Source organism: Sanguibacter sp. TS_SC_8 (genome assembly GCF_055361235.1).
The window spans coordinates 3,899,286-3,923,308 of the sequence record NZ_CM143955.1; the positions used below are offsets into that span (position 1 = coordinate 3,899,286).

Below are 24,023 nucleotides of genomic sequence, written 5' to 3' on the forward strand. Positions count from 1 at the left end.
TCACCGCCGCGCAGCGTCCCCTCCCCCGGGCCGCCGCTCAGCCGTGCAGCGGCAGGGTCAGCGTCGCCGGACCGTGGGCGACCACGCGCACCGGGACGCCCCAGTCCTGCTGGGCCAGGTGGCACGCCGGGTACTCGATCTCCGGGTCCGCGTCGCAGCTCGCGGCCTGCGCGGTCACGTGCAGCACCCCCTCCCCGACCTGCGGGTCGAGCACGAGGCGCCGCTCGAGCGGACCGCCGTCCCCGCCCCCCTCGAGCAGCAGCCCGGGCGGGGTGGCCGAGACCTGCAGCCGGGTCGAGGGTCCGTAGCGGTCGTCGTACTTCTGCCCGGCCGCCGGGGTGAAGACGACGTCGAGCAGCAGCTCCCCCGGTGCCACCTCGGTGACCGGCCGCCGCGTGCGGTGCGCGCCGGCGTCGAGCACCTGGCCGGCCAGGGTGGCCGGGAGCGCGACCCGGGTGAGCCGGTGGGCCGCGGACTCGACCACCACGAGCAGCACCCGGTCCCCCTCCACCTGCACGACGACGTCGCTCGGCTCGGCGAGCCCCATCGCCAGGGTGGTCACGGCGTCGGCGACGGGGTCGTAGCGGCGCAGCGCACCGTTGTAGGTGTCGGCCACCACGACGGAACCGTCGGGCAGCACGGCCAGCCCGAGCGGGTGCTGCAGCAACGCCTGGTCGGCCGCGCCGTCACGGTGACCGAAGTCGAACAGGCCCGCGCCGACGACCGACGTGACGCTCGCCGCCCCGGGACGCACGTCGACCCGGCGCAGGGCCGAGGTCTCGGAGTCGGCGACCCACAGCGTGCGGGTGGTGGGCGGTGCGCCCTCCGGTGCCCGGTCCCCCAGCGCTCCGGTGCCGACGGCGGCGACCGCCCCGACCGCCAGCCCGGACGGCTGGGCGAACCACGCCTGGGGCAGCGGGCCGTCGAGCAGGCCCTCGTTCATCGTCCCGCCGACCGACCCGATCGTGCCTCGCTCGGCGTCGAAGACCCACAGCGTGTGGTTCCCGGCCATCGCGACGACGAACCCGCCCATCTCCTCGCACCACGCGACGTCCCACGGCGAGCTGAGCTTGGCGAGCCGGGCCGGGGCCGGGCTGGCGCCCTGGTCGGCGCCCTGCTCGGCGCCGTCGGCATCGCCGAGCTCCGCGGGCGTGAGGACGTTGTCCCCCGCACCGACCATGAGCTGACGGCCGTTGCCGGCCACCGTCCTCACGTGCCCGTCGGCCAGGCGCACCCCGCGCAGCGCGTGGTTGACCGTGTCGGCCACCACGACGTCGTAACCGAGCCGCTCGCGCAGCCCCTCCGGCACGAGCGCCAGCCCGTTCGGCTCGCTGAACCGGGCGTCGCCCGGGCCGCCGTCGGCCAGCCCGCGCTCGCCCGACCCGATCCGGCGCACGAGGGTCTCGCCGTCGGCGGCGAGCTCAGCGAGGCTGTGGTGACCGGCGTCGGCCACCAGGAACCCGCCGCCGGCGAGGGCTACCGCCTTGGCGGGGAAGCGCAGCGTGCCCGACGACGGCGCGGGCGGCACGTAGGGCCCCGCGCCCAGCGCGGCGGGGCGCAGCGTGCCCTTGGCGCGGTGCTCGGCGGCGAGGTCGCGGACGAGGATCTCGAGGTTGTGGGCGTGCCCCTCCCCCGCCATCTGCGCGACAATGTAGCCCTCCGGGTCGATGACCACGAGCGTGGGCCAGGCCCGCGCCGTGTACGCCGACCAGGTGACCAGGTCGGGGTCGTCGAGGACGGGGTGGTGCACCTCGTAGCGCTCGACGGCGGCCGCGAGCGCGACGGGGTCGGCCTCGTGGACGAACTTCGGGGAGTGCACACCGATGATGACGAGCTCGTCGCGGTGGGCTTCCTCGAGCTCCCGCAGCTCGTCCAGGACGTGCAGGCAGTTGACGCAGCAGAAGGTCCAGAAGTCGAGCACGACGATCGTCCCGCGCAGGTCCGCCAGCCGCACGTCCTTCCCGCCGGTGTTGAGCCAGCCGCGGCCGACCAGCTCGGAGGCGCGGACACGGGGCAGCCGGTTCGGGTGGGCGGGCGCGGGTGAAGTCGTCACCGGCCCAGTCAAGCACCGCTGCCTCACGTCCTGGGAATCCGACGCGTGTCGTGGACGTCCCTCCTGCTCACAGCCCTGCGTCCGGTGGCTGGCGGGGGGCGGCGCGGGACGGGCATGGGCACCTGTCCCCATCGATCCTGCGGCGCGGACGCGGAGGTGGCAGATACGTTGTACCCCCCCTCGACCCTTGGAGTCATCATGTCTGCTCGTCCCCGGTCCGCTCGTGTCAGCCGCACCGTCACCATCCTGAGCGGGCTGGCCCTCGCCGCCACGCTCGGCGCCTGCTCCGTCGGCCAGAGCATCTCCCAGGACGACCTGGAGGAGAAGGTCGCCGGGGAGATGGACGAGCTGACCGGCACGACGTTCCCGGTCGAGTGCGACGGTGACCTGGAAGGCACGGTCGACGAGACCCAGCGGTGCTGGAGGATCATCGACGGCCTCGCCGACCAGGGCGTCCCGGACGGCTCCCGTCTGGGCATCACCGTGACCGTCACCTCCGTCGGCGACGAGGCCCAGATCAACATCCAGGCCGACGACGAGGTCACCGCCCCCGAGTAACCCACCCGCCGCCCCACCCCACCGCCCCCCTCCCGCTGAGTGCTGGCAAATACGCGCGACACGCCGGGCGAAGTGCGTATTTTCCAGCACTCAGCGGGAGGGTGGCGGGTGGGGGGGGGTTAGCCGAGGGTGGTGGGGAGGGGGCGGTGCTCGGCTAGGACGTGGGTGGCCAGGAAGGCCTCGACGACCTCGTACCAGACGATCGCGTTCTGGGGGCTGAGCACCCAGTGGTTCTCGTCCGGATAGTAGAGGAACCGGTGGACCGTCTCGCCGTTCTCGTCGGCCGGCAGCCCGGACTTGGCGAGCAGCTCGAACCAGAGCCGCAGCCCCTCCCCGATCGGCACCCGGTAGTCCTTGTCCCCGTGCACCACGAGCATCGGCGTGACGATGTTCGCCACGAACCGGTGCGGGGAGTTGGCCTGCGCCATCTCCGGCGTCATCTCCCGCTCCCAGTAGCTGGCGGAGTCGGTCGTCGGGCCGAACTGGTCCAGCGCCCACAGGCTCGCGTGCGTGACGATCGCCTTGAACCGGTCGGTGTGGCCGGCCACCCAGTTGGCCATGTACCCCCCGAAGGACCCGCCCATCGCGGCGGTGCGGGTCTCGTCGATCTCAGGCAACGCCTCGGCCGCGTCGGTGATGGCCATGAGGTCGGTGTACGGCGCCTCGCCCCAGGCACCCCAGCCGCGCTGGATGAACTCCTGCCCGTACCCGGTCGACAGGGCCGGGTCCGGCAGCAGCACCGCGTACCCCTGGGCCACGAGCAGCCACGGGTTCCAGCGCCAGCTCCAGGCGTTCCAGGAGTTGAGCGGCCCGCCGTGGATCCACAGCAGCAGCGGTGCGGGCGACTCGGGACCGGCGCCGTGCGGCAGGGCGAGGAAGGCCCGCACCCGGGAGCCGTCGGCGGCGACCGTCTCCACCTCGGTGAGCACACCGGGCAGGTCCGGGGTGCTCGCCGGGCCAGCGAGCACGGTGGCCGGGACCGGCGCGGCGGTGGCCAGCGCGGCAGCCAGGTCGACGACGACCGGCACGGGCGGGGCGAGGTAGCTGACCCGCAGCGCGTAGACCCGGGATCCGTCCGGTGAGACCTGGACGTCGGTGAAGACCGCGTCGTCGCTGGTCACCCGGGTGACGGCGGAGTCGGCCGCGGCGGCCGACTCGCCGCTGGGAATGCCGCCCGCCTCACTGCCCGGCTCCTCGCCCAAGGCGAGGTGGAAGATCGGGCCGCGGCCGTCGTCGTCGGCCGTGAGCAGCAGACCGGAGGAGTCCGGGAGCCAGGTGATCGAGGTCGGCCAGCGGTCCCAGCTACCCGCGAGCTGGCGAGCGGGCTCGAGCGCCTGGGTGGGGCCACCGAGCAGCTCGACGAGACCCAGCGTGACCGTCGGGGCGCGCTCACCCGTGCTGCGGGTCTCGCGCACGTAGGCCACCCGCGCGCCGTCCGGGGCGATCTGGGGGGAGCCGAAGCTCGACTCGCCGTCGTCGACGAGCACCCGGCGCTCACCGGTCGCGGTGTCGATCGCCACGAGCACGGTGCGGTGCGCGCCGCCGGACTCGGCGATGTTCCAGGTCGCCACCACGGTCGTGCCGTCGTGGGAGAGGACGCCGGACTGCTCCCGCAGCGCGGTGGCAGCGTCCGGGGTGAGGTCGCGCAGTGTCATCACCGGGTCGACCTCCTCAGGCGTCGAGGCGACGCCGGGGATCTCCCCGTGCAGCGGGGCTCCACCCACCCCCGGCAGCTCGCCGAGGAACAGGTGCGTGTCGGCCGGGCCGAGGTCGTGGTCCCAGTACCGCACCGGGTAGCCGGTGTGCAGGATCGCGGAGACCTTCTTCTTCTTGCGCTCGGCGCGGAGCTCGTCGTCGTGGGCGGCGCCGGTCGCCGAGGGCAGCACCCCCGAGCGCAGCAGCACGACGGGCGCCCCGGCGGCGGCCCGCGGCGCGCTCAGCCCGGCGGCCCGGCTCGCCACGACGCGCGCCTCACCACCGCCGGCCGGGAGCATCCACAGCGCCGCGGGAGGGTCGTCCTGGTCGCTGGCCTGCGGGTCGGGCCGGGCGGAGGTGAAGAGCAGGTCCCCGGCGGCGGTGAAGGACGGGCTCTGCTCACCCTTGGCGCTGCGGGTGAGCCGCCGGGCCGGGAGACGGCCCTCGGGGTCGACCTCCCACAGCGCGGTGACGTAGCCGGTGCGGGCCGGGTCGAGGGTCGCGACTGAGGTGACCAGACGGGTGCCGTCCGGGGACAGCACCAGCCCGCCCACCCGCGGGAGGGCGATGTACTGCTCGAGGTCGTGGAAGGGCTCGGGGTGCGACGGCTCGGGGTGCGAGGGCGCAGGGTGCTCGAGGTCAGGGCTCATCTGACCGTCCTATCACAACCCGGTCATGCGTCCCCTCCGACGGCGCGGGACACCCAGGCCGTCGGAGGGGATGGGGTCACTCTCCGAGGCGCACGTTCGTGTCGCGGCGCTCGATCACCTCGTGGTGGGAGGTGCGGTTGCGCTGGGCGTTCATGATGATCGCGGCCACCAGGGCGACCACACCGGCCGCGAGGCAGATGAAGCCGACCATCGTCACGTCCACCGAGGCGAGGTTGTCACGAACGGCGAAGGCGAGGACGGCGCCCACCACGATCAAGAAGATGCCAAGTCCGATTCCCATGCGTACTCCTCCATAAGTTACGACGCTGACGCACGTCAGCGAACATGTCGAGGTCAACAGTGGACCAACTCGGCGACGTCTGCCCGGTGAGGGCGCCGGCCTCGACGCACAACTCTCCCGAACGGGGATCATCTACCGTGGGCGGGGTGACCCACCAGCCCTCCGCCTCTCTCGAGACCGAGCCGTACCTGCACCGCTGGGGCCTCGTCCCCGACGGCGCCCCGTTCTCGACCCCGAGCAGTCACCTCGTGCCGGTCCGGTACCAGGGCGCACCGGCGATGCTCAAGGTCGCCCGCATCGCCGAGGAGCGCGACGGCGGCCGCCTCATGGTCTGGTGGGCGGGCCGCGGCGCCGCCCGCGTCCTCCTGCACGACGACGCAGGGATCGTCCTCGAGCGCGCGCTCGGTCCGCGCTCCCTCACCGCCTGGGCGAACGCCGGTCCCACCGACCGCGATCACTCCGACGACCAGGCCACCCGGGTGCTCTGCGAGATCGCCCAGCAGCTGCACGCGGTGGCCGGCGATCCCCCTCCTCCCGGTCTGGTGACCCTCGACCGCTGGTTCAGGGACTTGCTCACCGGGGCCGCCGGTCACGACGGCTTCCTCGGACGCGCCGCAGCCACCGCCCGCGAGCTGCTCGCTGAGCAGCGGGACGTCGTCGTGCTGCACGGGGACCTGCACCACGGGAACGTCCTCGACTTCGGCGACGCCATCACCGCCCGGTGGCGGGCGATCGACCCGAAGTTCCTCGTCGGGGACCGCGCCTTCGACTACACGAACATCGTCTGCAACCCGAGCCACGTGATCGCCACCACGCCCGGTCGCCTGGACCGTCAGGTGTCGGTGATCAGCGACGCCGCTGGGCTGGACCGCCGCCGGCTGCTGCGCTGGATCGTCGCCTGGACCGGGCTGTCGGCCACCTGGTACCTGGGCGACGACCTGGGAGAGGGGTCGCCAGAGGACCCGGACTCGGCCGAGGACCAGCGCGGGGACCAGCGCGACCGAGGCGGACATCAGGGGGACCCGGGCGACGACCCGGGCGACCGGCAGGTGCCCACCGCCGCAGGTGAGGCGGCCGCGGCGGCCGTGCTCGCCGTCGGGCAGGCAGCGGAGGCGCTCCTGCACCCCGGACGGTAGTCCGCACCGAGCGGCCCTGCCCACCCAGACTCCGGCGGCCAGGCGCCACCCAGACCCCACCATCCGGCGGTCCTGACACCACCCAGGTCCCGTACGGGGCGTGCGCTTGACGACGGGGCGTGCCGTCAAGAGCACGTCCTGTCTTCAAGAGCACGCCCCGTTCGACGGGAGCCAGGACCGGGCACCGATAGCCAGGAGCCGGCGCCCTCGCGACCGCCGGCGGCTAGGACCGCCCGTCGCGGTCGGCGAGCTTCTTGAGCATGTCGTTGTACTCGTCCATCTCCAGGTCGCCCTCGCGGTCGACCTTGCGGTCACGGCGCCTGGCCACGCGTTCGTCGTCCTTGGACCAGGAGAACGCGACGATGATCGCGAGCATCAGGGTGGGGATCTCCCCCACGCCCCACGCGATGCCGCCACCGTTCTGCTGGTCGACGATCGCCGTCGCCCCCCACTCGCGGCCCATCAGCCCGAACCATTCCGGGACCAGCAGGATCTCCCCGGACATGAGCGTCACCCCGAAGAAGGCGTGGAACGCCATCGTGGCCAGCAGCAGCAGCAGCCGCTGGGCGTGCGGGGGGCGGGAGGGGCCTGGGTCGATCCCGATGAGGGCGTTGGCGAAGAAGTACCCGGCCATCGTGAAGTGGACGGTCATGAGGATGTGCCCGATGTGCGTGGACAGCGCGTACTCGAAGGCCGGGGTGTAGTAGAAGACGATCATCGAGCCGGCGAAGTTCGCGGCGGCGACGAGTGGGTGGGAGAAGAAGCGCCCGTAGCGGGAGCCGATGATCGCCAGGATCCACTCGCGCGGACCCCGGGTGGCGTCCTTGCGCACCGGGACGGCGCGCAGCAGCAGGGTGACCGGGGCGGCCGAGACGAGGAAGATCGGCACGACCATCGCCAGGATCATGTGCTGGAGCATGTGGGCGGAGAAGAGCACGGACCCGTAGACGACCGGACCGCCGTTCGTCACCCAGAACATGACGACCATGCCGACGACCCACGACGCCGTGCGCAGCCACGGCCAGGAGTCGCCGCGCCGGTGCAGCCGGACCACCCAGCGCAGGTAGACCACCAGTCCCGCCGCGCACGCGAAGCCGAGCAGCACGTCCCAGCGCCACTGCGTGAACCAGCTCGACAGCGTCGGCTCGGGCGGCAGCTGGTTGCCGGTGATGAGGTAGGCCGGGGTGGGGTCGATGGGTGGGGCGTTGTCGTCGGGCGGGTTGGTCCCACCGAGGGCGACCGCGACACCGCTGACCGCGCCCATGAGGACCAGCTCGGCCGCGACCAGCCGCCAGAACAGCGCGGTGGCGCGGTCGGCGCCGCCCGCCAGCTTGCCCACGACCCACGTGCGGTGGGCCCAGCCGAGGCCGCCGAGCACCACGAACAGCACAGTTTTGGCGATGACCAGGATGCCGTAGTCGGTGCTCAGCCCGGACAGGCCACCGAGCCGGATGATGGCGTTGACCAGTCCGGAGATGGCCACGATGACAAAGCACCAGCTGGCGATCGGGGAGTAGCGCGCCACCGTGACCGCCAGGGCGTCCCCGTCCAGGGCGCCTCGGGTGCGCAGCACGGCGATCACCGCGAGCGCCCCGATCCATACGGCCGCGCCCACGAGGTGCATGAACATCGCCGAGACCGCCAGCTCGTGGCTGGTGGACCCGGAGGCGTGACCCATGAGGGACTGCAGCACGAGCGCCCCGACGGCCGGCACGGCCGTCCACAGCGCACCGGTCGCGGTCGAGACGAGCAGGGCCAGCACCGCGGTCACCGCGGCGATCAACGCGATCACCAGCAGCGTCTGGCCGGAGGGGATCTGGGAGAGGTAGACACCGAGCTGGTCGCCGAAACCCTCGCCGGTGAGGGAGAGGCCGACGGTGTTCGCCCCGGAGAAGACCACCCGGGCCAGTGCGCTCATCGCCCACACCCCCGCGCCGACGCCGGCCACGGTGAGGGCGCGGCTCAGCGCCGCCCCGGGCCGCACGACGAAGGCCGCCAGCACCAGACCGCCCAGCGTCACCGCGACGGCCAGCTCGGAGGCGACCGTGGCGATCGGCAGGCCCCACCGCACGACGGCGCCGGGGTCGAGGAGGAGCTGGGGCGCGAAGGCCGCCGAGAACAGCCCGCTGACCACGAGCGCGGCCACGGCCGCCGCCGCTGCGCCGGGCAGCGACCAGGTCAGGGTCCGGGGAGCGCGGGTGGGGTGCACAACTTCTTGCTTCAGGCCTGCCGTCACCCCTCCAGGGTAGGTTGCCGGGCTCGGGGTGGATAACTACGGATGGGGACATGAGCCCATGGATGAAGCCCCTCAGACCGGGTGTGCGCTGGCATACTGAACCGATCCCGCGATGAAAGGTGCGTCCCGCATGAGTTCAGGCCAAGGCAGCATCTCCCCCGCCGACCTCGACCAGGCCAAGGTTCTCCTGGCCCGTGTCGCCACAGTGTTCGACCAGCGCGTCGTCGGGCAGGAGCAGCTGCGCACCGCGCTGGTGAGCTCGCTCATCACCGGCGGGCACATCCTGCTGGAGAGCGTCCCCGGACTCGCGAAGACCACGGCGGCCGAGACCCTCGCCGCGGCCGTCGGCGGCACGTTCCACCGCATCCAGTGCACCCCGGACCTCATGCCCAACGACATCGTCGGCACGCAGATCTACAACTACGGGACCGGCTCGTTCACCACCCAGCTCGGTCCGGTGCACGCCAACCTCGTGCTGCTCGACGAGGTCAACCGGTCGAGCGCGAAGACGCAGTCCGCGATGCTCGAGGCGATGCAGGAGCGCCAGACGTCGATCGGCGGCGTGGAGTACCCGCTGCCCAGCCCGTTCATGGTGCTCGCGACGCAGAACCCCATCGAGGAGGAGGGCACCTACGTGCTCCCCGAGGCGCAGATGGACCGCTTCATCATGAAGGAGGTGCTCACCTACCCCGCCGCGAACTACGAGGTCGAGATCCTCGAGCGGATCTCCTCCGGGCGCCAGAGCGCTCCGATCACCGTCGAGCCGATCTCCCTCGACGACGTCCGCTTCCTGCAGCGCCTCGTCGACAACGTCTACGTCGACGCGTCGATCAAGCGGTACATCGTCGACGTCATCAACACGAGCCGGTTCTCCGGCCCGCGGCCCATCCCGGGGCTGTCCACCCACATCCGGGTCGGCGCCAGCCCTCGAGGCTCGATCGCGCTCATGCGCGTCGCGCAGGCGCTCGCGATCCAGGCCGGGCGCAGCTTCGTCATTCCCGACGACGTCAAGGCCGTCCGCCACTCGGTGCTGCGGCACCGCCTGGTGCGCACCTTCGACGCCCTGGCCAACAACGTCCAGCCGGAACAGCTCATCGACGCGATCTTCGACGCCGTCCCGACTCCCTGAGGCGATCGGCACCCGACATGGACGACATCTCACGGCTGGCGCAGGTGCGGGCCCGACTCGACCTGCCCCTGGCGCGCCGCGCCGCGGGGCTGCTCGAGGGGCGCCACCGCTCGCTGCTCAAGGGGCACGGGCAGGACTTCGACGACCTGTCGCTGTACTCCCCCGGGGACGACGTGGGCGACGTGGACTGGAAGTCGAGCGCCCGCGCGGGGATCCCGATCATCCGGCGCTTCGCCCGCCAGTCGAACCTCAACCTCGTGCTCGTCGTCGACACCGGGCGCAACATGGCGGCCCTGGCCGCGGGCGGTGAGGAGAAGTCCACCGTCGCGGTGTTCATGGCCTCCCTCGTCGCGTACCTGGCCCGGGACCGCGGGGACCGGGTCGCCATGGTCGCCGGGGATGCCGAACGCCTCATCCAGCGTCCCCCGCGCTCGAGCACCCAGGAGCTCGAGCTCATGCTCCACATGGTCGCCGGCGCCTTCGACGTCGACGCCCCACCGAGCGACCTCAACCGTCCCCTCGAGCGGGCGATGAACGCCTTCCAGCGCCGCTCGCTCATGATGGTCGTCACCGACGAGGCCCGCCCCGAACCGGGGCACGAGCGGCTGCTCCGCCAGCTGCGGGTGCGCCACGAGGTCATGGTGCTGGCCGTCGCGGACGCCTCCGCGCTGACCCTCACCGGTGGCCCCACCCACAAGCCGGTGCGCGACGTCGACGCCGACCTCCAGCTCCCGCCCTACCTCCAGCAGCGCCGCGGTCTGCAGCACTCCGGGGACCAGGTCGTCCTGGCCCGGCGCAAGCTGGTCGCCGAGCTGCTGCGGCGCCAGCAGATCCAGGGGATGATCGCGGACAGCTCCGACCACGCGATCACCCAGTTCATCGAGCTGCTCGGGAGGCAACGCCGTGCCAATCGATGACCTCGTCGCCCCCGTCGACTTCAGCGTGTGGTGGACCATCACCGCGATCGCCCTCATCGCCGCGATCGCGACGTGGCTGGTGTTCGTCTTCGTCCACACCCGCCACCGCCCAACCGAGGGCGCCCTGCCGCCGTCGCCGTCTCCCGCCGCGTACGCAGCCGGCGGGGACCCCTTCGTCGACCTGCGCCTGAAGTACCTGGCCCAGGTGGACGAGGTCGACCGCGCCTTCCACGCCCAGGAGATCGACGTCCGCGAGCTGCACCTGCGGCTGAGCGCGATCGTGCGGGAGTTCGCGGGACTTCGCCGAGGAGTGGACACGTCTGTGATGACCTTGACCGACATCGAGCACCTCACCGGCGCCGGCCGCCTCGCCAACCTCATCGCCGGGTACTACCAGCCCGCCTTCTCGAAGTTCACCTCCGAGACCGGCGCTGAGAGCCTCGACGGCGCCCGGACGGTGATCTCCGGATGGTGACCACAACTAGCCCCACCCTCACCGCCGACACCCTCCTCGCGGCCGACACCGTGACGTCCTCCATCGCGTGGCCGTGGGCCATCGCGGTGGTCCTCGTGGTGGTCGCGGCCGCGGGCGTGCTCGCCTGGTACTTCGCCCGCAACCCCACGATCAAGCCGACCGAGGAAGCGGTCTGGGTCGCCAACTCCGACTACGTCGAGCAGATCCCGCAGTTCCGCTCGTGGGTGCGCCGCTACCGGGGCCTGCAGTGGGCCGGCATCACCGCCCTCGCCGTGGGCGCCCTGGCGACGGCGTTCATCGCGGCCCGTCCGGTGGACATCACCGTCTCCAACTCCAAGCTGGCGACCCGGGACATCGTGCTCTGCCTGGACGTGTCCGGCTCGATGATCGAGTACGACATGGAGATGGTCGAGGTCTTCGCCGAGCTCGTGGACAGTTTCGAAGGCGAGCGGATCGCGTTGTCGATCTTCAACGCGACGTCGCGCACGGTGTTCCCGCTCACCGACGACTACGCCCTCGTCCGCGACGAGCTCGAGGCCGCGAAGGAGGCTCTCGACCCCGAGATCCTCTACAGCGACGACTCCGAGCTCATCGACAAGTACATGCTCTTCTCGGCCGGGACGATGGGCACCATGGAGGGTTCCTCCCTCATCGGTGACGGGCTGGCGAACTGCGCCATGCAGTTCGACGAGTCCGAGACCGAGCGCTCCCGCTCGATCATCCTGGCGACCGACAACGAGATCATGGGGACCCCCATCTACACGCTCCAGGAAGCGGTGGACTTCACCCAGGAGCGCGGCATCTCCATCAACGGCCTGTACGGCGCCGGGGACTTCGGCGCGGACGCCGAGTACGCGGGCGAGTACAAGGACGCGATCGAGGGGGCCGGTGGCATGTACTACTACAGCGACGACCCCCAGGCCGTCGACCAGATGGTCGAGGAGGTCCAGGCCCAGCAGGCCGTCGACCTCGACGCCGCCCCCGAGGTCACCTCGACCGACAAGGCCGGTCCCTGGTTCGCCTGGGTGCTGGTCGCCGTCGTCGGGCTGGTCCTGGTGCAATGGAGGCTCCGCGAATGATCCTGCAACCGCTCGCGCCCATCGCGCTGCTCGTCCTCGTCATCGTCCCGCTGCTCGTCCTGACCGGCACTCTCGCCGTCCAGGGGCTGCGCCAGGGCACGCCCGCCGGTCGCCACCAGGCGTGGTCCTGGCTGCGCCGGCTCGCGATCGTGACCGTCGTCGCGGTCATCGGCGTCGGCCCGAGCCTGCCCCGGACGAGCACGGACACGTCGGTCACCGCCGTCGACATGTTCTTCGTCGTGGACCGCACCGGGTCGATGGCTGCCGAGGACTACGACGGCACCTCCCCGCGGCTGGACGGGGTCCGCGCCGACATCGACGCGTTGGTCGCCGACGTGCCCGGCGCGCGCTACTCGATCATCTCCTTCGACTCCCAGGCGAGCCGCCAGCTCCCCCTGACCACCGACGCCCGAGCGGTGTCGTCCTGGACGCAGACGATGGACCGTGAGGTGACCGCCCGGTCGCAGGGGTCCAAGGTGGACCGTCCGCTCGACGAGCTCAGCCGGGCGCTGACCAGCTCAGCCGAGCAGCACCCCGCCAATATCCGCCTCGTGTTCTTCCTCACCGACGGCGAGAACACTGCCGACGGCGAGCGGCGCTCCTTCGCCGACCTCTCCCCGCTCATCGACGACGGCGCGGTCCTGGGCTACGGCACCGAGGCGGGTGGGCGGATGAAGGAGTACGCCCTCGACGCCGCCGGTGACGGGACCGAGGGGGACTACATCAAGGACGTGTCCCTGCCGGGCAGCCCCGATGCCCGCTCGATCTACGACCCGGTCGAGCTCGAGGCCCTCGCCGGTGAGCTCGGGGTCGAGGTTGTCCACCGCACCACCGCCGGTGAGACATCCCAGATGATCGCCGGTCTGGACCCCGAGCAGATCGCCGCCGACGGCCGCCGGTCGTTGACGACCTACCAGATGCTCCTGTGGCCCTTCGCCCTGCTGCTCTCCGTGCTGCTCGCAGCCGAGGCCGTGGCCGGCGGACGGAACCTGGGGCGCAAGGTTGGAGTTGAGCATGCCTGACCAGAACAGCTCCGACCTGCCGGCCAAGGCGTCCTCGCGGCCCCCGGCTGCCACCGACCGTCGCTCCACCCGTCGCGCCCAGCTCGAGCAGCAGGCCGCCGAGCGCCGCCGCATCCACGAGTTCGACGAGGTGGCGCGGGTCCGCGGGCAACGCCTGGCGCGCCGCCGCCGGATGCTGCTGTGGTCCGCCCCGGTGATCCTCATCGCGCTCGTGGTCATCTGGAAGGCGCTGTCGGTCCCGATCATCGCCGCCTCAGCTCAGGAGGAGTTCGACTCGGGCAACTTCGAGGGAGCGGAGTCCTCCTTCCACACGTTGCAGACGTGGAACGTCGCGGAGCAGTGGAAGGTGCACTTCAACGAGGGCACGGCGCAGCTCGCGGGCGACCGCCTCGACTCGGCGATCACCACGCTGTTCCTCGCGCACGGCGTGGCCCCCGCCGCGCCGGAGGACATGAGCGCCCTGCCCGACGGCGAGGTCCCCCCCATCTGCGCGATCCAGACGAACCTCGCGATCGCCCACGAGCTCAAGGGTGACGTGACCCAGGCGGTCGCGGACGCCCACGTCGAGCGGATGAAGCGCGAGCAGATCGCGCTGGACGCGCTCGGTGAGGACGTCCCCACCGACGGCACCGCCCCCGACCCCATCCACTACAAGGACCTCGCGATCACGACGTACCTCGAGTCCGAGGCGCTCTACCGCAAGGCCAACGAGGTCCGCACGTGGAACGGCTGCCCGGACGACACCGAGGCCGCCGAGCGCAACGTCGAGAAGGAGACGAGCGCGCGCGAGAAGCGCGAGGCGCTCGAGAACCCGCCTCCCCCCGAGGGGGGCGGGGGCGGCGAGGACGACCCCGCGGACCCTGAGGACCCGACCGACCCCACCGACCCGACCGACCCCGGTGAGGGCGACCCCCCGCCGGCCGAGCCGACGCCGACGCCGGAGGAGCAGCGCCAGGCCGAGCTCGAGGAGCGCAACCAGGCGGGCGAAAACGAGCAGCGCCAGACCGAGGACATGGTCCAGCCCCCGGACCAGTCCGACTCAGACACACAGAAGTGGTGAGACAGTTGACGACGCAGTCGCCCGGGACGAACTGGGCCGGCAACCTCCGCTACTCCGCACGCGGGGTGGCACGCCCGACGACGGTCGCCGAGGTCCGCGACCTCGTCCTGGCCGCCCTCGACACCCCGGGCACCCGGCTGCGGGCCCTGGGCAGCCGGCACTGCTTCAACGACCTCGCCGACACCCCGGGGCTGCTCGTGAGCCTCGAGGACCTCGAGCCGGTCGCCGGCGGGCACCTGCAGCTGGGGACCACCCCGGACGGCGCGACGACCGTGCGGGTCAGCGCGGGCACCCGGTACGGGGACCTCTCCGCGGCGCTGTTCCCGCTCGGCCTCGCCGTCCACAACCTCGCCTCCCTCCCCCACATCTCTCTCGCCGGGGCGATCGCGACCGCGACCCACGGCTCGGGGGATGCGAACCAGGGACTGGGCGGGGCCGTCGTCGGGCTCGAGCTGGTCACCGGGACCGGGGAGCTCTGCACCGTGCGCCGCGGGGAGGAGGGGCCCGTGCCCTTCGACGCGGCCGTGGTGCACCTGGGTGCGCTCGGCATCATCACCCACGTGACCCTCACGGTCGAGCCGACCTTCGACGTCCGCCAGGACGTCTACCAGGACCTGCCGTGGGCCAGCCTCGAGCAGCACTTCGACGCGATCACCGGCGCCGCGTACTCGGTGAGCGTGTTCACCCGGTGGCGCGAGGACGCCGTCGACCAGGTGTGGCTCAAGAGCCGGGTGGACGCGCTCGGGGAGAGCGGCGAGCTCGCCCACGGCGAGGACTTCTTCGGGGCGCGGCGCGCACTCACGGCCCTGCACCCGCTGCCGGGGATCTCCGCGGAGAGCTGCACCGAGCAGCTCGGTGTGCCCGGACCGGGCCACGAACGCCTCGCGCACTTCAGAAAAGAGTTCACCCCGAGCAACGGCGCCGAGCTGCAGACCGAGTACCTCGTGCCGCGAGAGCACGCCGTCGCCGCGATCGCCGCCGTGCGGGCGCTGCGCGAGCGCATCGTCCCGCTGCTGCAGATCACCGAGATCCGCACGATGGCCGCGGACGGCCTGTGGCTGAGCCCCGCCGGAGCGCACGGCGCCGTCGGGCTGCACTTCACCTGGCTGCCGCTCCAGCACGAGGTCGAGGCGCTGCTGCCGATCATCGAGGCCGCGCTGGCGCCCTTCGACGCGCGCCCGCACTGGGGAAAGCTCTTCACGACCGACGCCGCACGGCTGGGAGAGCTGTACCCGCGGCTGGGCGACTTCGCCGCGCTGGTGGGGACGCTCGACCCGGCCGGGGTGTTCTCGAACGACTATGTGGATCGGGTGCTGGGGCGCTGAGGCTGAGGACCAGCAACGCGAGCCCGTCAAGACCTCGTCAGTGCGGTTGACAATCGCGGGCACCAGGACGTTCATGGAGATATGAGCACTTCGCGTACCCGCTCGACGATCGCCTTGACCGCTGCTCTCGTGGTGCCGTTCGCCGCGTGCGCGGTCCTGTACTTCTTCCGAGACAGCGTCGCGAACACGAATGCCGCGCTCGTCCTCGTCCTCGTGGTCGTCGCCATCGCAGCCTCCGGGGAGCGGCTGGCCGGGATCGTCGCGGCGCTCTCCTGCGGAGTGTGGTTCGACTTCTTCCTCACCGAGCCCTACCGCCAGTTCGTGATCACCGACCGGTCGGACCTGGAGACCACCGTCCTGCTCCTCCTGGTCGGGGTGGCCGTCACGGAGCTTGCGCTGTGGGGTCGACGCCAGCAGGCCGGGTCCAGCCAGCGGGACGGGTACCTCGCGGGCATCGTCGGGGCCTCCCGCACGGTCGCGACCGGCAGCGCGACGACAACCGCGCTGATCAGCCACGTCGAAGGGCAGATCGTCGCGCTGCTCGACCTCGACGACTGCCGCTTCGTGCCCGGGACGGGGGCTCACCACCCCCGCCTGAACAGCGACGGCACCGTGACCCGCGAGGGGCACGTCATCGACGTGGACCGGGACGGGCTCCCCGTCGACGACACCATCGAGCTCTTGGTCGAGCACGGCGGGAACGTCCGGGGCCGGTTCCTGCTCACGGCAGCCACCCACGTCGCCCGGCCCGACCTCGACCAGCGCCTGGTCGCGGTCACCCTCGCCGAGCAGGTCGGCGCGGCCCTCGCGGCGCCGGGTACCGGCGACGCGTAACGGCGCCGGACCACGCCCTACGCCTCTCCACAGGCCGGATCAGCACTCCCGAACACGCGAGCTCAGTTCGCTCATCAGCGGAGCCACGTCGCCGATAGGTCGTGCTAGGAGCAGGTGCGCCGCGTCGTGCCCCACCGACCCGAAGGACACGACCACATGAAGACCACAGACTTCGCACCGACCACGGCCAGCACACCGTCCAGCTGGTGGCGAGACCGCAGCATCGCCACCCGCATCGGCGTGACCGTCGCTCTCATGGGCCTCGGGCTCGGGCTGGTCAGCGGCGTCGCCCTCGTCGGTCAGGAGCGTGTCAAGGACATCGACGACCAGGTGACCGCCGCGGTCGGCGTGCAGATGGACGTCGCCGACGCCAAGTACCAGCTCCTGTGGGCGACCAACTGGCAGAACATCACCGCGTGGAAGGCACGCGTCGACGGCGGCGCCGTGGCCGCAGCCCCGGACGGCGACAACGTCACGACGTATCGCGCCGCTGTCGTCGAGTTCGAGAAGGTCTTCGACATCGACCAGTCCCTCCTCACGGACGCGGGCCGTGCGAGCCTCGCGGTCATCGCAGAGACGTGGCCCGAGATGGCCGCGTACAACGACGAGATCCTCGACCTCTGGGCGGACGAGAAGCTCGACGCCGGCGACGCCGTCTCGACGGGTGAGAAGTGGGACATCTACTTCGTCCTGTCCGGCGGCATGGACGAGCTCGTCACCTCGGTCGACGCCCGCGTCGACGAGCTCGTGGCCGACCGCGAGAGCATCTCGTCCAGCACCCGCACGACCACCGTGGTCGTCGCTCTCCTCGCCGTCCTCCTCGGCATCGCGCTCGCCGTCGTCACGGCACGCGGGATCATGGCAGGCATCCGCCGCGTCCGCGACGGGCTGCAGCGCTTCGCGCTCAACGACTTCGGTGTGCGCGTGCCGGTCACCAGCCGTGACGAGACCGGCCAGATGGCCACCGCCCTCAACGAAGCAGCCGAGACCGTCGGTACAGCATTCGCCGCCATCGGCGCCTCCGCCGATGCCGTCGCCGCAGCGTCGACCGAGCTCAAGACCACCGCTCTGGAGATCGCCACGTCCGCCGAGGCGGCCTCCGTCCGGTCAGGTGCGGTCTCCGCGGCAGCCGGTGAGGTGTCCGGGAACGTGGCGACCGTCGCAGCCGGGGCCGAGCAGATGGGCGTGTCGATCCGCGAGATCGCGAAGAACGCCAACGACGCCGCCCGCGTCGCCACCGAGGCGGTCGCGGCCGCCGCGGCCGCGACGTCCATGGTGTCCCGGCTCGGATTGTCATCTGCCGAGATCGGCAACGTCGTCAAGGTCATCACGAGCATCGCCGCGCAGACGAACCTGCTCGCGCTCAACGCGACGATCGAGGCGGCACGAGCCGGTGAGGCAGGCAAGGGATTCGCGGTCGTCGCGAGCGAGGTCAAGGAGCTCGCTCAGGAGACCGCTCGAGCCACCGAGGACATCTCGCGCCGCGTCACGACCATCACGTCGGACACGGCCGGCGCCGTGTCGGCTATTGCTGACATCTCGTCGATCATCGCGAGCATCGACGACTTCCAGACGACCATCGCGGCCGCCGTCGAAGAGCAGACCGCGACGACCAACGAGATGTCACGCTCGGTGTCAGAGGCCGCCGGCGGGTCCACCGACATCGCCTTGAGCATCACCGGGGTCTCGGACGCCACCGCGACGACGACGCGCGCGCTCGTCAACAGCCGAGGTGCGATCGTCGAGCTCGCCGACCTGGCGACAGACCTCCGCAGCCAGGTGGCCCGCTTCACGTACTGAGTGCGGCGCACGGTGCGGCGTCCCGCTCACACGGGGCGCCCGGCCGTCAGACGGTGTCAGGCAGCGCACTGCTCGGCTAGTCATCCGGGTCTGCTGCACGAATAGGTGACGTTGATGATGGAGGGGTCCTCGTCGCCTATTCGTGCAGCAGACCCGTCACCGTCTACGGTGCCCCGTCTGATACCTGCCCGCGACCGCCACCGAGAACGCGCAATTTCAGTGGGGAGGAGCTCGGGCGTCCGAGTGCTAGCAGGGCGCTCGAAGCGCTGAGCCTAGATCAATTCCATCACCGGCCCCTCGTGCACAGCCCTGTAGATGGTGTTGCGAATGGAGTTGGCTTGATGCGACGTGAGAGTGCGGTCGATCGGGCGCAGGATGATTCTCACGAGAAGGTTCACCTGACCCGGCTCGATCCCGAGGCGTGATCGAGCCGCTACTGGCAAGTCATCGTGGATGGTACGGCTGAGCAGCTCGACCGATTCGATGACGTCTGCGTCGTATCCCAGTGCGGTCCGGATCCGATCGCCCAAGGTCTCCTCGTCTTCCTCTTGGCCTGTGACCACTGAGATATCACGCCGCGACGAAGGGAGCGCAGAGACGTCTTGCCACGGTTCCAACGTGAGCATCTGTGAGGAGATCCTGGGATCTTCAGCTCTGAGATACCGGATGTCCGGTACTGACTTGCGCAGCATCAGTGCGCGTTCTAGGCCCATGCCGAGCGCGAGACCTGACCATCGGTCGGGGTCTAGGCCCGAGCCGCGCAGGACGTCGGGGTGGATGCGGCCGCACTCGGCCAGCTCGAGCCACTCACCGTCGTGGAGCACGTCGATCTGACGTCCACCGGTTGTGTAGGGGTGAACCACCTCGGTGACCTTCCACTGCGCCCCTGGGAGCACGGCGTCAACCACGAGTCCGATCATCGTGAGCATCTCTGTGTCGTCAGTCGAAGGTGTGCTGCGGATGCGCCACAGGTCTGCCTGGTGAGGTTCGCCGACATGGGTGCGGTCGACCGCGTCACGCCGGTAAACCAGACCTGGCACCACGATCAGCTCATCGACATTTTCTTGGTCTACATAGTCCTCGAGCGCGGCTGGAAGTTCTGCGCTCGTGTGGCTACGAAGCATGACCGTCGGACTGACGTACCGGGTGTATCGGCGAGCACGAGTGACGTCGCCCCGCCCGTAGCCGAGACGGTCGTAGTTGTCGCGAACGGTCACGATGGGCGTGTTGCGCACGTAGCGAAGAGTGCCGCCCCATTCGGTTCTCAAGGCTGTGACCACAGCCTCGAGGAGCGCTTGGATGGCGTGCTCACCCTGGGTCGGCTCGGTCAGGTCGCGTATGGAGAGCGCGCGTGAGAGCTGTTCAGGGGTCAGATATTCGACGTATGACATGGGGGTCTCCGAGAGGGTTGCTGGCTGGCGAGGATCGGACGCCCCCAGCCGTGCCTGCGGAGACCTTGCGCGCTAGAGGCGCACGCAGAAGGCCCCGCGGCCATCTCCCGGCCGGGGGTGCGAAAATCGCTGCTTCCAACTCACCCAGCGAGGATACACGCGGACCTTCGGCGCCATAGGCTGAGAAGCTCGTCTGGAGCATCTGCGCCCTCTCGCCGCACCAGCGTCTCGTCTCTGAGGATCCACTCAGACGCGTCCCCCCCCCGCACACGTCCTCCTGGAGCTTGCCGTCGGATCGTCAGGCTCGAGAGAACTGGGGCTCACCGGTGCCCGGGCGCCGACGACGCCGAAAGGAACCCGCTGGTTCGCGACCTCCGCACCCCTACCGCTATGAATCCAGGGGTGTCCAGCGATGACCAGGACTGCACGCCAACGTCGTGACCTGCAGATATGGACGCGACTAGGCGCCCACCCCTCCTGTCCCTGACACGGAAGAGGTCACTGGTTCGATCCCAGAATCTCCCATCCAGTAGCACCGCGGGTCAAAGGCGGGACTGCACCTCCAGGCACCCGCCGCTCTCAGGCGGCGTGTGCAGCTAGACCTCAACCCCGCATGGCGTCGTACCGGTCGAGAACCACCTGGGCGAGGACGGGGTGCGGAGCGAGCGGTGCGGTCACGACGTCCGCGCCCGACTCGAGCAGCCGGTCGTAGAAGAACCCCGGCGCGAGCAGGTAGGACGCCACGGCCACGGCTCGCCCGGGGATCGTCTGGGCGCTGCGGGCCTGGTCGACCGCCTCACGCACGCTCGGGCGGGCCATCGACCCGTAGCCGCACACCACCGGTCCGCTGCGGGTGGCCCGCAGGGCTGCGGCGACCTCTTCGACGTCGCGGGCGGCTCCCGGGTCGCTCGACCCGGCTGCGGCCAGGACGACCCAGTCCTCGTCACGGACGCCGGCCTCGGCCAGGCGCTCACGCAGCACCGCCACGATCCGGGGATCGGGGCCCAGCGGCAAGGACGCCACGGCGGCCCCGGCTCCGGTCACGGCTTCGGCGATGTCGACCTTGACGTGGTACCCGGCCGAGAGCAGCATCGGGACCACCACGGCCGGGGACTGCGCGACGACCGTCGCGAGCACCTCGTTGATCTGCGGGTGCTGCACGTCGACGTAGGTCTCGTGGACGGCGAGGTCGGGCCGGTGGACGCGGACGTCGGCCAGGATCGAGCTGATCGCCTGGCGGCCGGCCAGGTCGTTGGTGCCGTGCGAGCAGGCGACCAGGGCTGCGCTCACGCGGCGCCCGCCACGTCGACGGTGTTCCCGGCGGCAGCGCCGTCCGCTCCCCCGGTGCGGTCCACGAAGACCGTGCCGCCGGTGACCTGCACCGGCCACGTGCTCAGGTGCGCCGGTTCACGGCCCACCGCCTCCAGACACTGCCCCGTGCGCAGGTCGAAGACCTGCTTGTACATCGGTGAGGCCACCGTGGGGATGTCCCCGCGGGTCCCGACGATCCCACGGGCCATGACGTAGGCCCCGCAGAACGGGTCGAGCTGCTGGATGGCGTGCACGGAGTCGTCGGCGAGGCGGAAGACCGCCACCTGCGCGCCGTCGACCAGTGCGACCGCGCCGCGCTCGGGGGCGAGCGCGTCGAGGCGGCACACCGCCAACCACCGGTCGTCGGAGGCGGCGGACGGACCGGCGGGTGGGCTGTCGCGCTGGGCATCGAGCTGGGCGTCGAGCGTCATGAACGGACCTCCAGAGTGGTTCCTGCGATGAGTACGGAGCCGCTCTCGCGCTCGGCCTGGGTCGCCGGGCGGGGCTGTCCGCGCTCGGAGACGTAGGCGAAGGAGGAGTCGGTCTCCTCGGGGGCGTTGATGAAGGACCCGAACCGGCGCAGCTTCTCCGGGTCGTCGAGGGTGGCCTTCCACTCGTCCTGGTAGGTGTCCACGTGCGAGGCCATCGCGGCGTCGAGGTCGGCGCAGATGCCCAGGGAGTCCTCCATGATCACCTGACGGACCCCTTCGAGGCCGCCCTCGACCTCCTCCATCCACGGCGCGGTGCGCTGCAGCCGGTCGGCGGTGCGGATGTAGTACATGAGGTATCGGTCGATGGTCCGCACGAGGGCCTCGGTGTCCAGGTCCTCGGCGAGGAGCTGGGCGTGGCGCGGGGTGAAGCCGCCGTTCCCGCCGACGTAGACGTTCCAGCCCTTGTCCGTCGCGATGACGCCCACGTCCTTGCCGCGGGCCTCGGCGCACTCCCGGGCGCACCCGGAGACGCCGAGCTTGAACTTGTGCGGGGACCGCAGCCCCCGGTAGCGGTTCTCCAGCTCGATCGCCAGGCCGACGGAGTCCTGGACACCGAACCGGCACCACGTCGACCCGACGCAGGACTTCACGGTCCGCAGCGACTTCCCGTACGCCTGGCCGGACTCGAAGCCGGCGTCGACGAGCTTGGTCCAGATCGCCGGCAGCTGGTCCATCCGGGCCCCGAACATGTCGATCCGTTGCCCGCCGGTGATCTTCGTGTACAGCCCGAACTCCTTGGCGACCGCGCCGATCGCGATGAGCTTGTCCGGGGTGATCTCCCCGCCGGCGATCCGCGGGACGACGGAGTAGGACCCGTCCTTCTGCATGTTCGCCATGACGTGGTCGTTCGTGTCCTGCAGCGCGGCCATCTCCCCGGCGAGGACGTGCTCCGGGCCGGTCGAGCCGAGGATGTTGGCGATGACCGGTTTGCAGATGTCGCAGCCCCGCCCGCCCCGCCCGTGCCGGGCGATGATCTCGGAGAAGGTCCGCAGGCCGGTGACCCGGACGGCGTCGAAGAGCTGGGCGCGGGAGAGGTCGAAGTGCTCGCAGAGCGCCTTGCTCACCACCACGCCGGCCTTCTCCAGCTCGGTGGTGACGATCTTCTTCACCAGCGGCAGGCAGGACCCGCAGCTCGTCCCGGCCTTGGTGCACGCCTTGACCGAGGGCAGGTCGGTGCAGCCGTGCTCGGTGATCGCGCCGCGGATGGTGCCGGCGGAGACGTTGTTGCAGGAGCAGACGTTCGCGTCGTCGGGCAGGTCCGCGCCGGGAGAGGGGGCGGACCCCTCGGGGAGCAGGTAGGCGCCGGGGTCGCCGGCGAGCTCGCGTCCGGTGAGCGGGCGCAGCCCCGCGAAGGCGGAGGCGTCGCCGACGAACACCCCGCCCAGCAGGGTGCGGGCGTCGTCGGAGAGCACGAGCTTCTTGTAGACGCCGGCGACCGGGTCGGCGTAGACGAGCTCCATCGCACCCGCAGTGCGGGCGAAGGCGTCGCCGAAGCTGGCCACGTCCACGCCCTGCAGCTTGAGCTTGGTCGCGGTGTCCGCGCCGGGGAAGGTCGCCTCGCCGCCGAGCAGGCGGTCCGCGACGACCTCGGCCATCGCGTAGCCGGGGGCGACCAGGCCGATGCACCGGCCCTCGATGCACGCGACCTCACCGACCGCCCAGATGTGGGGGTCCTCGGTGTGGCAGGACAGGTCGACGACCGCGCCGCCGCGCTCGCCCACGGGCAGGTCGGCCGCGCGGGCCAGCTCGTCGCGCGGGCGGACACCGGTGGCCAGGACGACGACGTCGACGTCGAGGCGCCCGCCGTCGGTGAAGTCGAGCCGGCCTACGTTCCCGGACCGCCGGGATGCCCGGATCTCCTTGGTGCCGGTGCTCACCCGCACCGCGATGCCCATGGTGTTGATGAGGCGCTTGAGCGCCTCGCCGCCGCCGAGGTCGATCTGGGCGTCCATGAGGTGCGTGCCGAACTGGATGACCGTGGCCTGGGCGTCGAGGGCCTTGAGCGCGCCAGCGGCCTCAAGGCCGAGCAGCCCACCACCGATCACCGCGCCGCGCACCGGCCGCCCCGAGCGCCGACGCTCCTCGACCCAGCCGCGCAGCGCGGCGACGTCGTCGATGGTGCGGTAGACGAAGACGCCGGGCAGGTCCGCACCGGGGATCGGCGGCACGGCCGCGTTCGACCCGGTGGCCAGCACGAGCTCGTCGTAGTCCCACACCCGCCCGAGGCGGTCGGTGACCTGCTTGGCCGCCCGGTCGATCGAGTCGATCTTGCAGTCCTTGACGAGGGTGACCTGGGGGTCCTCCCACAGGGCCGGGTCGCCGAGGGAGAGCTCCTCGGGGTCGCGGGCGGAGAAGTAGGAGGTGAGGGCCACCCGGTCGTAGGGGGACCGGGGTTCCTCGGCGAAGAGGGTGACGCGCCAGGTGTTCGCGGTGTCGCGCGAGCGCAAGGCTTCCACCAGACGCTGCGCGACCATACCGCCGCCGACGACGACTACGTGCTTGCTGGGCGAGAGTGTCTGAGTCATGTCACTGACCGTAGGAGGCGCGGATTTCTGCCCGG

Annotated in this window: 19 protein-coding genes; 11 read left to right on the forward strand and 8 right to left on the reverse strand. The window is 71.2% G+C overall.

Annotated features, from left to right (window positions below; genetic code table 11):
- Positions 1-37: 37 nt before the first annotated feature.
- Positions 38-2,053, reverse strand: coding sequence for an NHL domain-containing thioredoxin family protein (locus ACWA15_RS17560; RefSeq protein ID WP_464056883.1), 2,016 nt, complete (start codon positions 2,051-2,053; stop codon positions 38-40).
- A gap of 198 nt (positions 2,054-2,251) precedes the next feature.
- Here ACWA15_RS17560 and ACWA15_RS17565 point away from each other — a divergent pair, with 198 nt between their 5' ends.
- Complete coding sequence (locus tag ACWA15_RS17565; protein ID WP_464056885.1) at positions 2,252-2,611, forward strand: hypothetical protein; 360 nt, start codon at positions 2,252-2,254, stop codon at positions 2,609-2,611.
- A gap of 119 nt (positions 2,612-2,730) precedes the next feature.
- Here ACWA15_RS17565 and ACWA15_RS17570 read toward each other — a convergent pair whose 3' ends face one another.
- On the reverse strand, positions 2,731-4,956 hold the full coding sequence (locus ACWA15_RS17570) for a S9 family peptidase (RefSeq protein WP_464056887.1): 2,226 nt from the start codon (positions 4,954-4,956) through the stop codon (positions 2,731-2,733).
- A gap of 76 nt (positions 4,957-5,032) precedes the next feature.
- The gene (locus ACWA15_RS17575) at positions 5,033-5,257 is read right to left on the reverse strand and encodes a DUF6458 family protein (RefSeq protein WP_464056889.1); all 225 of its coding nucleotides are present in this window, start codon (positions 5,255-5,257) and stop codon (positions 5,033-5,035) included.
- Positions 5,258-5,403: 146 nt separating this feature from the next.
- On the opposite strand from ACWA15_RS17575, the gene ACWA15_RS17580 reads away from it, so the two are divergent.
- On the forward strand, positions 5,404-6,393 hold the full coding sequence (locus tag ACWA15_RS17580) for an aminoglycoside phosphotransferase family protein (protein WP_464056891.1): 990 nt from the start codon (positions 5,404-5,406) through the stop codon (positions 6,391-6,393).
- 223 nt (positions 6,394-6,616) lie between these two features.
- Here ACWA15_RS17580 and ACWA15_RS17585 read toward each other — a convergent pair whose 3' ends face one another.
- Positions 6,617-8,629, reverse strand: coding sequence for a bifunctional copper resistance protein CopD/cytochrome c oxidase assembly protein (locus ACWA15_RS17585; RefSeq protein ID WP_464056892.1), 2,013 nt, complete (start codon positions 8,627-8,629; stop codon positions 6,617-6,619).
- 130 nt (positions 8,630-8,759) lie between these two features.
- On the opposite strand from ACWA15_RS17585, the gene ACWA15_RS17590 reads away from it, so the two are divergent.
- From ACWA15_RS17590 to ACWA15_RS17630, 9 genes are all read left to right on the forward strand, one after another.
- Entirely contained in the window at positions 8,760-9,758 is a 999-nt protein-coding gene (locus tag ACWA15_RS17590; RefSeq protein WP_464056893.1) for an AAA family ATPase, read from the forward strand.
- A gap of 17 nt (positions 9,759-9,775) precedes the next feature.
- The gene (locus ACWA15_RS17595) at positions 9,776-10,675 is read left to right on the forward strand and encodes a DUF58 domain-containing protein (RefSeq protein ID WP_464056894.1); all 900 of its coding nucleotides are present in this window, start codon (positions 9,776-9,778) and stop codon (positions 10,673-10,675) included.
- On the forward strand, positions 10,662-11,150 hold the full coding sequence (locus ACWA15_RS17600) for a hypothetical protein (protein WP_464056896.1): 489 nt from the start codon (positions 10,662-10,664) through the stop codon (positions 11,148-11,150). The genes ACWA15_RS17595 and ACWA15_RS17600 overlap by 14 nt, the downstream gene beginning before the upstream one ends.
- A complete protein-coding gene (locus tag ACWA15_RS17605) occupies positions 11,144-12,229 on the forward strand; it encodes a VWA domain-containing protein (protein ID WP_464056897.1) in 1,086 nt (361 codons plus the stop codon). Before ACWA15_RS17600 ends, ACWA15_RS17605 begins: the two co-directional genes overlap by 7 nt.
- Positions 12,226-13,251, forward strand: coding sequence for a vWA domain-containing protein (locus ACWA15_RS17610; protein ID WP_464056898.1), 1,026 nt, complete (start codon positions 12,226-12,228; stop codon positions 13,249-13,251). Before ACWA15_RS17605 ends, ACWA15_RS17610 begins: the two co-directional genes overlap by 4 nt.
- Positions 13,244-14,311 carry a hypothetical protein gene (locus ACWA15_RS17615; protein WP_464056899.1) on the forward strand — a complete coding sequence of 356 codons (1,068 nt, stop codon included), beginning with the start codon at positions 13,244-13,246 and terminating at the stop codon, positions 14,309-14,311. Before ACWA15_RS17610 ends, ACWA15_RS17615 begins: the two co-directional genes overlap by 8 nt.
- A complete protein-coding gene (locus ACWA15_RS17620) occupies positions 14,308-15,636 on the forward strand; it encodes a D-arabinono-1,4-lactone oxidase (protein ID WP_464056901.1) in 1,329 nt (442 codons plus the stop codon). Before ACWA15_RS17615 ends, ACWA15_RS17620 begins: the two co-directional genes overlap by 4 nt.
- An 81-nt stretch (positions 15,637-15,717) precedes the next feature.
- A complete protein-coding gene (locus ACWA15_RS17625; RefSeq protein ID WP_464056902.1) occupies positions 15,718-16,470 on the forward strand; it encodes a DUF4118 domain-containing protein in 753 nt (250 codons plus the stop codon).
- A 156-nt stretch (positions 16,471-16,626) separates the two neighbouring features.
- Entirely contained in the window at positions 16,627-18,270 is a 1,644-nt protein-coding gene (locus tag ACWA15_RS17630) for a methyl-accepting chemotaxis protein (protein WP_464056904.1), read from the forward strand.
- Between the two features lie 272 nt (positions 18,271-18,542).
- Here the strand turns inward: ACWA15_RS17630 and srmL are convergent, their stop codons facing one another.
- The 4 genes from srmL to nirB form a co-directional block, all read right to left on the reverse strand.
- Entirely contained in the window at positions 18,543-19,661 is a 1,119-nt protein-coding gene (gene srmL / locus ACWA15_RS17635; protein ID WP_464056905.1) for a PheS-related mystery ligase SrmL, read from the reverse strand.
- Between the two features lie 603 nt (positions 19,662-20,264).
- Entirely contained in the window at positions 20,265-20,951 is a 687-nt protein-coding gene (locus ACWA15_RS17640; RefSeq protein ID WP_464056907.1) for a sirohydrochlorin chelatase, read from the reverse strand.
- On the reverse strand, positions 20,948-21,403 hold the full coding sequence (gene nirD, locus ACWA15_RS17645) for a nitrite reductase small subunit NirD (protein WP_464056909.1): 456 nt from the start codon (positions 21,401-21,403) through the stop codon (positions 20,948-20,950). Before nirD ends, ACWA15_RS17640 begins: the two co-directional genes overlap by 4 nt.
- The gene (gene nirB, locus ACWA15_RS17650) at positions 21,400-23,988 is read right to left on the reverse strand and encodes a nitrite reductase large subunit NirB (RefSeq protein WP_464056910.1); all 2,589 of its coding nucleotides are present in this window, start codon (positions 23,986-23,988) and stop codon (positions 21,400-21,402) included. The genes nirD and nirB overlap by 4 nt, the downstream gene beginning before the upstream one ends.
- Between the last annotated feature and the right edge of the window lie 35 nt (positions 23,989-24,023).

Bases quoted from the DNA above. Each gene is read 5' to 3' on its own strand.
- ACWA15_RS17575 (WP_464056889.1), bottom strand. From the start codon at position 5,257: ATGGGAATCGGACTTGGCATCTTCTTGATCGTGGTGGGCGCCGTCCTC.
- srmL (WP_464056905.1), bottom strand. From the start codon at position 19,661: ATGTCATACGTCGAATATCTGACCCCTGAACAGCTCTCACGCGCGCTC.
- ACWA15_RS17615 (WP_464056899.1), top strand. From the start codon at position 13,244: ATGCCTGACCAGAACAGCTCCGACCTGCCGGCCAAGGCGTCCTCGCGG.
- ACWA15_RS17625 (WP_464056902.1), top strand. From the start codon at position 15,718: ATGAGCACTTCGCGTACCCGCTCGACGATCGCCTTGACCGCTGCTCTC.
- ACWA15_RS17590 (WP_464056893.1), top strand. From the start codon at position 8,760: ATGAGTTCAGGCCAAGGCAGCATCTCCCCCGCCGACCTCGACCAGGCC.
- ACWA15_RS17630 (WP_464056904.1), top strand. From the start codon at position 16,627: ATGAAGACCACAGACTTCGCACCGACCACGGCCAGCACACCGTCCAGC.
- ACWA15_RS17595 (WP_464056894.1), top strand. From the start codon at position 9,776: ATGGACGACATCTCACGGCTGGCGCAGGTGCGGGCCCGACTCGACCTG.
- nirB (WP_464056910.1), bottom strand. From the start codon at position 23,988: ATGACTCAGACACTCTCGCCCAGCAAGCACGTAGTCGTCGTCGGCGGC.
- ACWA15_RS17605 (WP_464056897.1), top strand. From the start codon at position 11,144: ATGGTGACCACAACTAGCCCCACCCTCACCGCCGACACCCTCCTCGCG.
- nirD (WP_464056909.1), bottom strand. From the start codon at position 21,403: ATGACGCTCGACGCCCAGCTCGATGCCCAGCGCGACAGCCCACCCGCC.
- ACWA15_RS17570 (WP_464056887.1), bottom strand. From the start codon at position 4,956: ATGAGCCCTGACCTCGAGCACCCTGCGCCCTCGCACCCCGAGCCGTCG.
- ACWA15_RS17610 (WP_464056898.1), top strand. From the start codon at position 12,226: ATGATCCTGCAACCGCTCGCGCCCATCGCGCTGCTCGTCCTCGTCATC.
- ACWA15_RS17565 (WP_464056885.1), top strand. From the start codon at position 2,252: ATGTCTGCTCGTCCCCGGTCCGCTCGTGTCAGCCGCACCGTCACCATC.